Annotated in this window: 12 protein-coding genes; 10 read left to right on the forward strand and 2 right to left on the reverse strand. The window is 65.4% G+C overall.

Features of this window, described 5'->3' with window-relative positions; translation table 11 throughout:
- Nucleotides 1–141 precede the first annotated feature (141 nt).
- The 9 genes from HU770_RS04240 (at nucleotide 142) to HU770_RS04280 (ending at nucleotide 10,432) form a co-directional block, all read left to right on the forward strand.
- Complete coding sequence (locus HU770_RS04240) at nucleotides 142–1,533, forward strand: FAD-binding oxidoreductase (protein WP_186663121.1); 1,392 nt, start codon at nucleotides 142–144, stop codon at nucleotides 1,531–1,533.
- Nucleotides 1,534–1,543: 10 nt separating this feature from the next.
- Nucleotides 1,544–2,512, forward strand: a complete 969-nt coding sequence (locus HU770_RS04245; RefSeq protein ID WP_047580973.1) for an NAD(P)-dependent oxidoreductase — start codon at nucleotides 1,544–1,546, stop codon at nucleotides 2,510–2,512.
- Complete coding sequence (locus tag HU770_RS04250) at nucleotides 2,509–3,960, forward strand: aldehyde dehydrogenase family protein (protein ID WP_186663122.1); 1,452 nt, start codon at nucleotides 2,509–2,511, stop codon at nucleotides 3,958–3,960. The genes HU770_RS04245 and HU770_RS04250 overlap by 4 nt, the downstream gene beginning before the upstream one ends.
- A gap of 118 nt (nucleotides 3,961–4,078) precedes the next feature.
- The gene (locus HU770_RS04255) at nucleotides 4,079–4,396 is read left to right on the forward strand and encodes a DUF2388 domain-containing protein (protein WP_012271811.1); all 318 of its coding nucleotides are present in this window, start codon (nucleotides 4,079–4,081) and stop codon (nucleotides 4,394–4,396) included.
- A 147-nt stretch (nucleotides 4,397–4,543) separates the two neighbouring features.
- A complete protein-coding gene (gene glcD, locus HU770_RS04260) occupies nucleotides 4,544–6,043 on the forward strand; it encodes a glycolate oxidase subunit GlcD (RefSeq protein ID WP_186663123.1) in 1,500 nt (499 codons plus the stop codon).
- Nucleotides 6,043–7,095 (forward strand): glycolate oxidase subunit GlcE, encoded by a 1,053-nt coding sequence (gene glcE, locus HU770_RS04265; RefSeq protein ID WP_186663124.1) that lies wholly within the window; start codon nucleotides 6,043–6,045, stop codon nucleotides 7,093–7,095. The genes glcD and glcE overlap by 1 nt, the downstream gene beginning before the upstream one ends.
- A gap of 9 nt (nucleotides 7,096–7,104) precedes the next feature.
- On the forward strand, nucleotides 7,105–8,340 hold the full coding sequence (gene glcF, locus HU770_RS04270; protein ID WP_186663125.1) for a glycolate oxidase subunit GlcF: 1,236 nt from the start codon (nucleotides 7,105–7,107) through the stop codon (nucleotides 8,338–8,340).
- 248 nt (nucleotides 8,341–8,588) lie between these two features.
- Nucleotides 8,589–8,927, forward strand: a complete 339-nt coding sequence (locus tag HU770_RS04275; protein ID WP_186661260.1) for a hypothetical protein — start codon at nucleotides 8,589–8,591, stop codon at nucleotides 8,925–8,927.
- A 71-nt stretch (nucleotides 8,928–8,998) separates the two neighbouring features.
- On the forward strand, nucleotides 8,999–10,432 hold the full coding sequence (locus HU770_RS04280; RefSeq protein WP_186663126.1) for a PLP-dependent aminotransferase family protein: 1,434 nt from the start codon (nucleotides 8,999–9,001) through the stop codon (nucleotides 10,430–10,432).
- On the opposite strand, the gene HU770_RS04285 is transcribed toward HU770_RS04280, so the two are convergent.
- Both HU770_RS04285 and HU770_RS04290 read right to left on the reverse strand, forming a co-directional pair.
- On the reverse strand, nucleotides 10,425–11,621 hold the full coding sequence (locus HU770_RS04285) for a cyanate transporter (RefSeq protein ID WP_186663127.1): 1,197 nt from the start codon (nucleotides 11,619–11,621) through the stop codon (nucleotides 10,425–10,427). The genes HU770_RS04280 and HU770_RS04285 overlap by 8 nt on opposite strands.
- Nucleotides 11,618–12,076: a nucleoside deaminase gene (locus tag HU770_RS04290; protein WP_186663128.1), complete on the reverse strand. Its 459-nt coding sequence runs from the start codon at nucleotides 12,074–12,076 to the stop codon at nucleotides 11,618–11,620. Before HU770_RS04290 ends, HU770_RS04285 begins: the two co-directional genes overlap by 4 nt.
- Nucleotides 12,077–12,275: 199 nt before the next feature.
- Between HU770_RS04290 and HU770_RS04295 the strand changes: the two genes are divergently transcribed.
- On the forward strand, nucleotides 12,276–12,713 hold the full coding sequence (locus HU770_RS04295; protein WP_186661299.1) for a carboxymuconolactone decarboxylase family protein: 438 nt from the start codon (nucleotides 12,276–12,278) through the stop codon (nucleotides 12,711–12,713).
- Nucleotides 12,714–12,731 lie beyond the last annotated feature (18 nt).

Here is a 12,731-nt window from a genome sequence, read left to right on the forward strand (position 1 = left end):
CTCTTCCTTACTCTGACAAGGGTGCCAGTCCCTCGCTGAGCGAACGCCTACTTCCTATCAATTGTCATGACTGTAATATCGCCCCCTGGCCGCGCTGAGCATCATGTAGGCACAAGACAAACATGCTCAGAGGCACCCCTCATGTACCGTGGATTCTGGTATGCCCAGGCGCTGGACCTGGACAACGACCTCGCCCCTGCCCTGCAGGACTCGATTCAAGCCGACGTGTGTATCGTCGGCGGCGGCTTCCTTGGCTTGTGGTCGGCTATCCGCCTGAAGCAGGCCCACCCGGAACAAACCATTGTCATCGTCGAGCGTGACCGCTGTGGCTCGGGTGCCAGCGGACGCAACGGCGGCGTTGCCACCAACTGGTGGGGCAAGTACCTGTCGGTGCGCACCATCTGCGGCGACGCCGAAGCCAGGCGCATCTGCGAGGCCGCCGAGTCGGCCATCGACGAAATCGGCAGCTTCTGCCAGGAACACGGGATTGATGCCCAGTACCGCAAGGACGGCTGGCTGTGGACTGCCACCAACCCGCGCCAGATGAATTCGTGGCGAGTGCTGACCGACGGCCTGCAGAAGCTCGACGTCAACCCCTTCCAGGAACTGGACCGCCAGACCATTCGCGGGCGGGTCGGCTCGCCGCTGGTGCTGGGCGGCATCTACGACCCCAACGCCGCCACCGTGCAGCCCGCCATGCTCGCCCGTGGCCTGCGCCGGGTGGCGCTGAAACTGGGCGTGCAGATATTCGAGAAGTCACCGTTCACCCACCTGCAGCGCGGCGCCAACCCCGTGGTGCACACTGCCAAGGGCCAGGTAAAAGCCAAACAAGTGGTACTGGCACTCAACGCCTGGGGCGCGCAGTTCCCGGAGCTGCGCCGGATGATCGCGATCATGTCCAGCGACATGGTGGCGACGGCACCGGTCAAGGCCAAGCTCTATGCCATCGGCTTCAGTGGCGGCGAATGCATGACCGACTCGCGCACCGTACTCAACTACTGGCGCAACACCCCCGATGGGCGCGTGGTGTTCGGCAAGCCACTGGGCCAGTTCGCCTACGCCGGGCGCATTGGCAACCTGTATGAAAAACCCTCGCCGGCGGCCGACAAGGTCGCAGCCGAACTGCGCCGCCTGTACCCACAACTGCAAGATGTGCCAGTGGTCAGCAGCTGGACCGGCCCCATCGACCGGGCCATGAAGGGCTTGCCGAACTTCGGCTACCTCGACCACCACCAGAACATCAGCTACGGCATTGGTTTTTCCGGCAACGGCGTGGCGACCACCGTGTTTGCCAGCCGCATCATCAAGTCGCTGGTCGAGCACGCCAATGACGAATGGGCCAACTGTGGCCTGGTCAACCAGAAGATGAAAATGTTGCCGCCAGAGCCGTTGCGCTTCTTCGGCGCGCACCTGGTGCGTGACGCCCTGGTTCGCAAGGAAACCCTCGAAGACCATGATCAGGATGCCGGTTTCGTCACCCGCCGCCTGGTGGCCATGGCCCCGGCCGGCTACGTGCCAGCCCAGAAAAAATAAGGAACGGACCGTGAGCGAACATATCGTACTGCTCGACGACGAGGGCCTGGCGCCCTCCACCCGCCTCAAGCGCCCCGACTGCGCGCACACCTGGCAGCAGTTTGCCTACACCTGCCCCGAGCAGATGCTCGACCACCTGCAGGACGCGACCATCGCCTTCACCTGCAGCGTGCCACTGCGTGAGGAACACCTGCGCCAGTTGCCGAAGCTGAAGATGATCTCGCTGGCCCTCACTGGCCGCGATATCGTCGACGTCGATTACTGCGACGCCCATGGCATCGAGGTCGCCAGCGTGCCGGGCTATGCCGCCAACACCGTGGCCGAGCACAGCCTGGCGATGATCCTCGAACTGTTCCGCCGCCCGGCCGCGTTCACCCGGCTGATGCGCCAGGTGCATGCCGGCGAGAAACCGTACCAGAACATCTACTTCAACCACCGCATCCGCGATGTGCGCGACAAGCAGTTGGCGATCATCGGCAGCGGCCCGATCGCCCTGCGCCTGGCGCACCTGGCGCGAGCCTTCGGCATGCAGGTGCTGTTCGAAGACCGCGGCGGCAAGCGCCAGGGCCCGGACTGCCGACCGTTGGCCGAATTGCTGCGCAGCTGCGACGTGCTGTCGATCAACTGCCCACTGACGCCGGCCACCTACAACCTGATCGATGCCGCGCAGTTGGCGCTGATGAAGCCCGATGCCGTGGTGGTCAATACCGGCCGTGGCGGCGTGGTCAATGAGGCTGCGCTGATCCAGGCGCTGCAGGCAGGCCGCCTGGGCGGCGTGGCACTGGATGTGGTCGAGCAGGAGCCGCTGCACCCGAGCAACCCGCTGTTCCAGCTGATCGACCGCGACGACTTCTTGCTCAACCCGCACATCGCCTGGAGCAGTGAAGATGCCATGCAGCAGTTGATGGACAGCGCCGTGGACAACATCAGCGCTTTCGTCGCCCGCCAAGCCAACGCAAAAAGGATCCGAAGCGCATGACCCTGGTCACCAAGAGCAACTATGTCGATGGCGCCTTCGTCGCGCTGGACAGCAGCAATGATGTGCTGGAAAACCGCAACCCGTCCAACCCCAGCGAGGTGGTCGAGCGTTTCGTGCGGGCCGACCAGGCGCTGACCGAGCGGGCCCTGCTGGCTGCCCGCCGGGCCGCGCCCGCCTGGGCCCGCAGCAACCCGCAGCAACGCGCCGACGCACTGGACTTCATTGGCACAGAAATACTTGCCCGCCGCGAAGAACTGGCCACGCTGCTGGCCCGCGAGGAAGGCAAGGTGCTGCGTGAGGCACTGGGCGAAGTCGACCGGGCCGGCCGTTCGTTCAAGTTCTACGCCCAGGAAGCCCTGCGCGCCGAAGGCGAAAAGTACCCATCGGTGCGCCAAGACGTGGGCATCGATGTGTTCACCCAGCCACTGGGCGTGGTCGCCATCATCGCCCCGTGGAACTTCCCGATCGCCATCCCGGCGTGGAAGATCGCCCCGGCGCTGTGTTTCGGTAACTGCGTGGTGTTCAAGCCGGCCGAACGGGTGCCCTCCTCGGCCTGGGCGCTGGCCGAGATCATCTCGCGGGCCAACTTGCCCGCCGGGGTGTTCAACCTGCTGATCGGGCCAGGGCGCAGCGTGGGCGACACCCTGATCCGCTCGCCGCTGGTTGATGGCATCAGCTTCACAGGTTCCGAGCACACCGGCCGGCAGATCGCCAGGCTGGCCGCCGAAGGCATGAAGAAAGTGCAGCTGGAGATGGGGGGCAAAAACCCGTTGATCGTGCTGGACGATGCGGACCTTGAACAGGCAGTGGAGGTGGCACTGAACGGCTCGTTCTACAGCACCGGCCAGCGCTGCACGGCCAGTTCTCGGGTCATCGTCACCGAAGGTATTCATGACGCCTTCGTGGCGCGCCTGGCGGAGCGCACCCGCGCGCTGAAGGTGGGCGATGCGTTGCAAGCGGCTACCGACATCGGCCCCGTGGTCGATAGCCGGCAGTTGGAGCAGAACCTGTCGTACGTGGCCTCTGGCCTTGAGCAGGGCGCGAAGCTGGTGTGTGGTGGGGAGCGTATCGACAACCAGGCCGGGGCCTACCTGTTCACCCCCGCCCTGTTCACCGAGGTCACGCCGCAGATGCGCATCTACCGCGAGGAGATCTTCGGGCCGGTGCTGAGTGTGCTCAAGGTGAGTGATTACGACGCGGCGTTTGCGGCTGCCGAGGACACTGCATTTGGCCTTTCAGCCGGGATCGTGACCACTTCGCTGCGCCACGCCGAGCATTTCAAACGGCACAGTTCAGCGGGGATGGTGATGGTCAACCTGCCCACGGCGGGGGTGGATTATCACGTGCCGTTTGGCGGCAACGGCGCTTCGAGCCTGGGCTCGCGGGAGCAAGGGACCCATGCGCGGCAGTTTTTTACCCGGGTGAAGACCACTTACCAATTGGCGTAAACGGCGCTTGGTGGCGCCATGCGGCGGCAACCCAGAAATTGAACTACTCGCACGTTGAGGCGCTCTTAAACACTGAGTGGTTTATTTCCTTGGGCTTCACGCTACTGGAGAATACGCTATGCGCCACCTATTCCTCGCCCCCGCGCTGCTGCTCCTGCTGCCTGCCGGTGCTGCCTTGGCCCGCGTCGACGCGGGCGACGTGGCCACCTCGGCCGGTGTTTCCGCTTCGTTGTATTCGACCTTCAAGGACGACAAACGGATCATCCCGGCCCGTGACGAGCTGTCTGCGTTCGTCGCCAGCGGTGGTGCGATCCGCGGCGCCTATGTGGAGTCGGCGCTGGAACAGGCGCGCAAGGACCATCCCGGCCTGCAGGCCAATGATGAAGAACTGGCCCGCGCCATACTCTCGCAGGACGACCCTGTCGCCGACCATTGATAACACCGCCCTGAGCAAACCCGCCCCTACCCTTTTCGCAGCGTGTGCAGGTGCGGGTTTGTGCGGCAACAGTTCTCACATTGCTCGCAGTCGGCTGAAGGGATGATAGGCTTCCAGCAACAATAACAATTGCCGCCGAGTGAGCCGATGAACATCCTCTACGACGAGCGGGTCGATGGGGCGCTGCCTGCCGTTGACCTGCCCGCCCTGCTGCAGGCCCTGCATCAAGCGTTGCCGGGCCTGGCGATTCTGCACCGCGCGGAAGACCTCAAACCCTATGAATGCGACGGCCTCTCGGCCTACCGCACAGTGCCGCTGCTGGTGGTGCTGCCCGAGCGTCTGGAGCAAGTGCAGACCTTGCTGCAACTGTGCCACCAGCGCGGTGTGCCGGTGGTGGCGCGCGGTGCCGGCACCGGTCTCTCTGGCGGCGCCTTGCCACTTGCCAAAGGCATTCTGCTGGTGATGGCGCGCTTCAATCGCATTCTCGAAATCAACGCCCAGGGCCGCTTCGCCCGTGTTCAGCCCGGGGTACGCAACCTGGCCATCTCCCAGGCTGCAGCGCCCCATGGCCTGTACTACGCCCCCGATCCCTCATCACAGATTGCCTGCACCATCGGCGGCAATGTGGCGGAAAATGCCGGCGGCGTGCATTGCCTGAAGTACGGTTTGACCGTGCACAACCTGCTCAAAGTGGAGATGCTCACGGTCGAGGGCGAACGCCTGACGCTCGGCAGCGACGCCCTCGACAGCCCCGGTTTCGACCTACTGGCACTGTTCACCGGCTCCGAAGGCATGCTCGGCATCATCACCGAGGTGACCGTCAAGCTGTTGCCCAAGCCCCAGGTGGCGCGGGTGCTGCTGGCCAGTTTCGACTGCGTGGAGGATGCAGGCAGGGCCGTGGCCGAGATCATCGCCGCCGGGATCATCCCTGGCGGGCTGGAGATGATGGACAACCTGGCGATTCGCGCCGCCGAGGACTTCATCCACGCCGGCTACCCGGTGGACGCGGCGGCGATCCTGCTGTGCGAGCTTGATGGTGTCGAGGCAGACGTGCATGACGACTGCCAGCGGGTCGCAGCGGTGCTGACCCAGGCAGGCGCCCGCGAGGTGCGGCTGGCCTGCGACGAGGCTGAACGCGCGCGCTTCTGGGCCGGGCGCAAGAACGCGTTCCCGGCGGTGGGGCGCATCTCGCCGGACTACTACTGCATGGACGGCACCATCCCCCGCCGCGAGCTGCCCCGGGTGCTCAAGGGCATCAGCGAACTCTCCGAGCAGTACGGCCTGCGTGTGGCCAACGTGTTTCATGCCGGCGACGGCAACATGCACCCGTTGATCCTGTTCGATGCCAACCGCCCAGGCGAACTGGAACGCGCCGAGGCCATCGGCGGCAAGATCCTCGAACTGTGCGTGGCCGTGGGCGGCAGCATCACCGGCGAGCACGGCGTCGGGCGAGAGAAGATCAACCAGATGTGCGCGCAGTTCAACCGCGACGAAATCACCCTGTTCCACGCGGTCAAGGCCGCTTTCGATCCGCAGGGTTTGCTCAACCCGGGCAAGAACATCCCTACCCTGCACCGCTGCGCCGAGTTCGGCGCGCTGCACGTGCACCACGGGCAGCTGCCCTTCCCCGAGCTGGAGCGCTTCTGATGAGCAAGGACCGCGACATGAGCCAGGCCCTGCTGGACCAGGTCAACCAGGCACTGAGGCTGGGCACCGCGCTGCGTATCCAGGGCGGCAACAGCAAGGCCATGCTGGGCCGCCCGGTGACCGGGGAGCTCGTCGATACCCGCAACCATCGCGGCATCGTCAGCTATGACCCGACCGAGCTGGTGATTACCGCACGCGCTGGCACGCCGCTGCTGGAGATCGAGGCGGCGCTGCACGAAGCCGGCCAGATGCTGCCCTGCGAACCCCCACACCTGGGCGCCGAAGCCACCCTCGGCGGCGTAGTCGCTGCGGGCTTGTCCGGGCCACGGCGGCCATGGGCCGGGGCGGTGCGCGATTACGTGCTCGGCACTCGTGTCATCACCGGCCACGGCAAGCTGCTGCGCTTTGGGGGCGAGGTGATGAAGAATGTTGCGGGGTACGACGTTTCGCGGCTGATGGCCGGCAGTTTCGGGTGCCTTGGCCTGCTCACCGAGGTGTCGCTGAAGGTATTGCCGCGGCCGCGCCAATGCCTGAGCCTGTGCCTGCCGATGGGCCGCCAGCAGGCGCTCGCGGCACTGGCCGAATGGGGCCAGCAGCCGCTGCCGATCAGCGCCGCCTGCCATGACGGCGAGGCACTTTACCTGCGCCTGGAAGGCGGTGAAGGCTCGGTGCAGTCGGCACGCCAACGCCTGGGGGGCGACGAGCTCGACAGCGGGTTCTGGCACGACCTGCGCGAACAACGCCTGGCCTTTTTCGACGACCCGGCGCCGTTGTGGCGGTTGTCCGTGCCCATCGCCAGCGGGGCGCTGAACTTGCCTGGGCGCCAGCTCATCGACTGGGGCGGTGCGCAGCGCTGGCTGAAGTCGAGCGCATCGGCCCAGTCGCTTCGTGCCGCCGTCGCCCAGGTCGGCGGCCATGTCACCGGCTACGCGCCAGGTGAGGACAGCAGCGCACCACTGCCTGCGGCCCTATTGCACTACCACCGGGCACTCAAGCAACAGCTCGACCCCCAGGGCATTTTCAACCCTGGCCGCCTGTACCCGGACTTGTGAGGCCCTGCCATGCAAACCAATCTGAGCGAAGCCGCCAAACACCTGGCCCGCGCCGAAGAGGCCGAAAGCATTCTGCGCAGCTGCGTGCACTGTGGGTTCTGTACGGCCACCTGCCCCACCTACCAGTTGCTCGGCGACGAACTGGACGGGCCACGCGGGCGCATCTACCTGATCAAGCAGGTGCTCGAAGGCGCGCCGGTCACCACCAGCACGCAACTGCACCTGGACCGCTGCCTGAGCTGCCGCAACTGCGAAACCACCTGCCCTTCCGGCGTGAAGTACCACGACTTGCTGGACATTGGCCGCGCCGTGGTCGAACAACAAGTACCGCGCCCGCTTGGCCAGCGCCTGCTGCGCCAGGCCCTACGGACCGTGGTGCCGCGCCCCGCACTGTTCAAGGCCCTGAGCTTCACCGGCCAGGCGCTGCGCCCGCTGTTGCCGGCGCTACTCAAAAGCAAGTTGCCGGCCCAGGTCGCCGCACCCGGACAAAGACCGGCGCCGCGCCATGCGCGCCGGGTGCTGTTGCTCGAAGGGTGCGTGCAGCCTGCACTGTCGCCCAATACCAACGCCGCCGCCGCACGCCTGCTGGACCGCCTCGGCATCAGCGTCGAACCGATCCGCGAGGCCGGTTGCTGTGGCGCGGTGGATTACCACCTCAACGCCCAGGCCCAAGGTTTGCAGCGCGCCCGGCGCAATATCGACGCTTGGTGGCCGGCCATCGAGGCAGGTGCCGAAGCCATCGTGCAGACGGCAAGCGGCTGCGGCGCATTTGTGCGCGATTATGCCCACCTGCTGGAGAAGGACACGCAGTACGCCGCCAAGGCTGCACGGGTCAGCGCCCTGTCCCGTGACCTGGTGGAAGTGCTGCGTGAAGAGCCGGTCGAGCAACTTGGCCTGTGCGCCGAACAACGCCTGGCCTTCCATTGCCCCTGCACCCTGCAACACGCCCTCAAGCTCAGCGGAGCAGTGGAAAGCCTGCTGACACGGCTGGGCTTCACCCTCACCCCGGTGCCGGACGGTCATTTGTGCTGCGGCTCGGCCGGAACCTACTCGTTGACCCAACCTGAGCTGTCACGGCAATTGCGCGACAACCGCCTCGACGCCTTGGAAAGCGGCATGCCGTCTATTATCGTCACCGCCAACATTGGCTGCCAAACCCACCTCGACGGGGCCGGGCGCACACCAGTAAGGCACTGGATCGAAGTCGTCGATGCAGCCTTGAACCCGGAGAACAACCAGGCATAGCAAGCCCGTGATCGCTGCTGATTGGACAGCAGGGGATAGCGGCAAGGAGAAGTGACCAAGCCTTCAGCGCGATCTGCAACTGATTCAGGCCTGGATCTAGGTGCACCAAAAGGCAGGCTACAGCGCACAGACGGAACCTGCCCATTGGCCAACTCAGACCTTTCTTACAAGCTATTCGGAATCGGCTTACTTGTGGCTTTCCACCAGTAAAAACATGATCAGCATTCTCGATCCAGAGGAGGCTGCGCATGCACCCACAGAACCGCACCACCGCCGAACTACGCAGCGCCCTGCGTGAATTGATCGCCCACGAAATAAGCAACCCGGACGATGACCCGCACCTGTCGGGGGTGCTGTTTTTCTGCGCCACCGACGAGCGCACCCGTGAGTTGATCGAACGCATCGAGCTGCTGGCCAGCGAGGTCTTCTTCGACGCCAGTGGGCGTGCCATTACCCACAGAATGCAGGCTGTTGCGGTTGACGGGGTGCGTATCAAGCACAAGCACAAGGCGCCAACCGATGAGACGGTAATACGCATAGCACTGTCCGACAAGGGCTACATCACCGTGAGTGCGGCACGCTTGTAAAGCGCCACATTCGCACTGTGCGATGAATCGCGATCCGCTATCCTCAGCATTCCCCTGCTCCGGACCGTTTCATGGAACTGCACATCCGCCTTGAAGGCCGCAAAGGCCTGGCCGACCAGCTGTACCGGCAATTGCGCGCGGGCATCGACAGCGGCCACCTGGCCGCTGGCACCCAACTGCCACCCACCCGTCTGCTCGCCGAACAACTGGGCGTGTCACGCAAGACCGTGGCCGAGGCCTACTCGCGGCTGACCTACGACAACCTGCTCAGTGGCGTGGTCGGCCGTGGCTCCTTCATTACCCCGCAACTGCCTGTGCGCACCAACGAAGTGGCCGCCATCCCCCTGGCGGGTGCCGCATCCCTCGAGCGCTGGCAACAACGGGCTACCGTGCTGGGCAGGCGGCAACTGCAAGCACCGTCGCGCTATGACTTCGTCGGCGGCGCCTCGAGCAAGGCGCAGTTCCCCTTCGACCAGTGGCGCAGCTGCCTCAACTACGCCTTGCGCCGCAGCCAGCGCCATCCAGAGCGGCAGTTCACTGCCCAGGGCCTGCCCGAACTGCGCGAAGCCATCGCCCACCACATCGCCTACGCCCGCGGCGTACACTGCAGCGCCGCGGACGTGCTGGTGTGCAATGGTGCGCAACAGGCGCTCGACCTGATCGCCCGGGTGCTGATCGAACCCGGTTGCCCGGTGGCCATGGAAGACCCCGGTTACCCGCCAGCACGGCAACTGTTTCTGGCCTTGGGCGCACGCCTGCAGTCAGTAGCGGTGGATGATGAAGGGATGTGCGTCGAACAGATCGCCGATGGCACACGGCTGATCTACGTGACTCCTTCGCACCAGTTCCCATTGGGTATGCCGATGAGCGAACCGCGCAGGCGGGCCTTGTTGGCACGCGCCGCCGAGCTTGGCGCATTGATCATCGAGGACGACTACGACTGCGAATTCCGCTACCAAGGGCCCGCCGCCGACGCCCTGCAGCGCCTTGACCGACATGGCCTGGTCGCCTACGTCGGGACCTTCTCCAAGACCCTGTTGCAGGAGTTGCGCCTGGGCTATGCGGTGCTGCCACCCGCCGTGCTGCAGGCCGCCTGCGTGGCCAAGCACCTCAGCGACTGGCACAGCCCGACCCTGCTGCAATGGGCCCTGGCCCGCTTCATCAGCGAAGGCCACCTGAACAGGCACATCCGCCGCTGCCACGACGTCTACAGCGCCCGCCGCGAACGCATCCTCGCGCGCCTGGAGGGCGACCTGGCGCCTTGGTTCAGCGCCATACCGGCCAGCGCCGGTTTCCACCTGAGTGCGCTGGCCAAGCCTGGGGTGGATGTCGAACTGCTGGCCAACCTCGCACGCAAGGTGGAGGTCGGCCTCTATTCGCTGGCACCGTTTTTCAGCGAGGTGCCGGTGCGTCCCGGGCTGGTGCTAGGCTTTGGCGCCATCGAGCTGCTCGACATCGACACCGCGCTCGACCGCGTTTGCGATACCCTGCAACGCCTCAGTTGACCGGCGCCGCCTGGCCCTTGCCCGCCGGCCGTGCGATGGCGGCGGCATAGCCGCGTGGCGCGAAACACACTGTCACCAGCAGCATTGCCAGCACCGTCACCGTCAACAGCGTCCATGACGCCTGAAAGTCGCCACTGACATCGCGCAGCCAACCGGTGATGTACGGCACGATACCGGTGATGATAAAGCCGATACCCTGGACAAAGGCCGCTAGGCTGCCAGCCTCGGCGGGCGTTTTCAGGTGCTCCAGGGTCAGCGTCAGGCTCTGGCTGAAACAGGCCCCCAGGCCGAGACCGATCATCGCGACCCACAGGCCCATCGACAGCGTTGGCGCCAGCAACAGGCCAAGGAAACCTGCCAGCTGGATCGATAGCGCCAGCCACAACCCAGGCCGACGATCCACCCAGCGACGCAGCAGCAACGGCAGGCCCAGCGCGCCGGCAACCTGAAAGATCGTCATCAGGCCCACCAGGTCGCCGCCGCCCTGGGCAGTACCGCCATGCTCCAGGTGATAGGCCGGCAGCCAGGCGACCATGCTGGTGTAGCCGCCATTGATCAGGCCGAAATACAACGCCAGCAACCAGGCACGCCGCGTACCGAACCAGTGCCCGCCAGCGGCGCCCGCCAGCTTGGGCGCATCCTGGCGCGGCCGCAGCAGCGTCCAGGCCAGCATCGCCAGCAATGCCGGGATGGCCCACAGGCCCAGCCCGGCCTGCCAGTGGCCAAAGTACCCACTGATATGCGGCCCAAGCACCGCCGCCAGGCCACCACCACTCATCAGCGCTGCGGAATACATACCCATGGCGCCCGCCAGGCGACCCGGGAACCAGCGGTTGACCAGCCCCGGCATCATGCCCTGAACCACCGCGACGCCGAGGCCGGCGACCACTGCGCTGGCAATGAGCGCCCAGGCGCTGCCCAGTTGCAGCCGCCACAGGCAGGCCAGCGCGATCGCCGCAAGGCCCGCGAGCATGCCGCCATGCTCGCTGATCCAGCGCCGCAGCCAGGGTTGCAACAACGGCACCAGGCCCATGCACAGCACCGGCAGCGCGGTCAGTAGCGCCGCCTGCTGGTAACCCAGGCCCGTGCTGGCGCGCATGGGTTCGAGCAGCGGCCCGATGCTGGTAAGGATCGGCCGCAGGTTCAGTGCCAGCAGCATCACCAGCAACACGTTCAAAGCCGCTCTCATTGCGCGTTGGCCTGCTGCCACTCAAGGTACAGGTCGGCTTCGCCACTCGGTTTCAGCGCCCGCACTGGCAGGCTCTGTTGCTGCGGCGGGCGCGTCATCTGCGCGTAGACTGCGGCCGTGGACAACCCATAGGGCTCGCCCTCATCGTTGCCATAGGCGAACCAAGCCCGTTCGATGCCGCACAGGTGCATGGCCGCCAGGCACATCGGGCACGGGTGGCCGCTGGCATAGATTTCGGCGCCGTCCAGGCGCGCCTGGCCCAGGGCATGCGCGGCCTTGCGAATGGCCAGCAGTTCGGCATGGGCGGTCGGGTCCTGGCTGCTGTGGATCTCGTTGACCGCGCGTGCCACCACGCGCCCCTGATACACCAGCACGGCGCCAAAAGGCCGACCACCGGCCTTGATGTTGGCACGGGCCAGATCGAGCGCTTCGCGCATGTAGCGTGCTTCGGACATGAATCGGTGCTCCTGTTGCAAGACCTGGCCATTATCCCGGCTTGCTGGCGTTGACAGAAATGAAGAGATTGGATGCACGTCAGTGGCCACCTGAATGCACCGATTGGCCTCCCGGCAAACGCTGCGATTGGCTATCGGGCCGATCGACGGGCAGCGCTAAGGTAGCGCCATGTCCACCCCACACCTTCTGGAGAACACCATGAACACGCGTATCGAATGGGCCAAGCACGCACCGGAAGCCTACAAAGCCATGGTTGGCCTGGAACAGGCGCTGGCCAAGAGCGGCCTGGAAAATTCGTTGCTCGAACTGGTGCGCCTGCGCGCTTCGCAGATCAACGGCTGCGCCTACTGCATCAACATGCATGCCAATGACGCACGCCAGGCCGGCGAAACCGAAGCACGCCTGCAGACGCTGAGCGTGTGGCAAGAAACCGCCTATTTCACCCCGCGCGAACGCGCCGCGCTGGCCTGGGTAGAAAACCTGACCCGCTTGCCGGAGCGCGGTGCGCCACAGCCTGAGTACGAGGCGCTGCAAGCCCATTTCGAGCCGCAGGAAGTGGTCAACCTGACGCTGGCCATCGCCACCATCAATGCCTGGAACCGCTTCGGCGTCGGGTTTGCCATGGTTCCGGCGTAATCGATTGCTGATTGCCTG

The sequence above is a fragment of the Pseudomonas sp. SWRI68 genome (genome assembly GCF_014269165.1).
Classification (GTDB): Bacteria; Pseudomonadota; Gammaproteobacteria; order Pseudomonadales; family Pseudomonadaceae; genus Aquipseudomonas; species Aquipseudomonas capeferrum.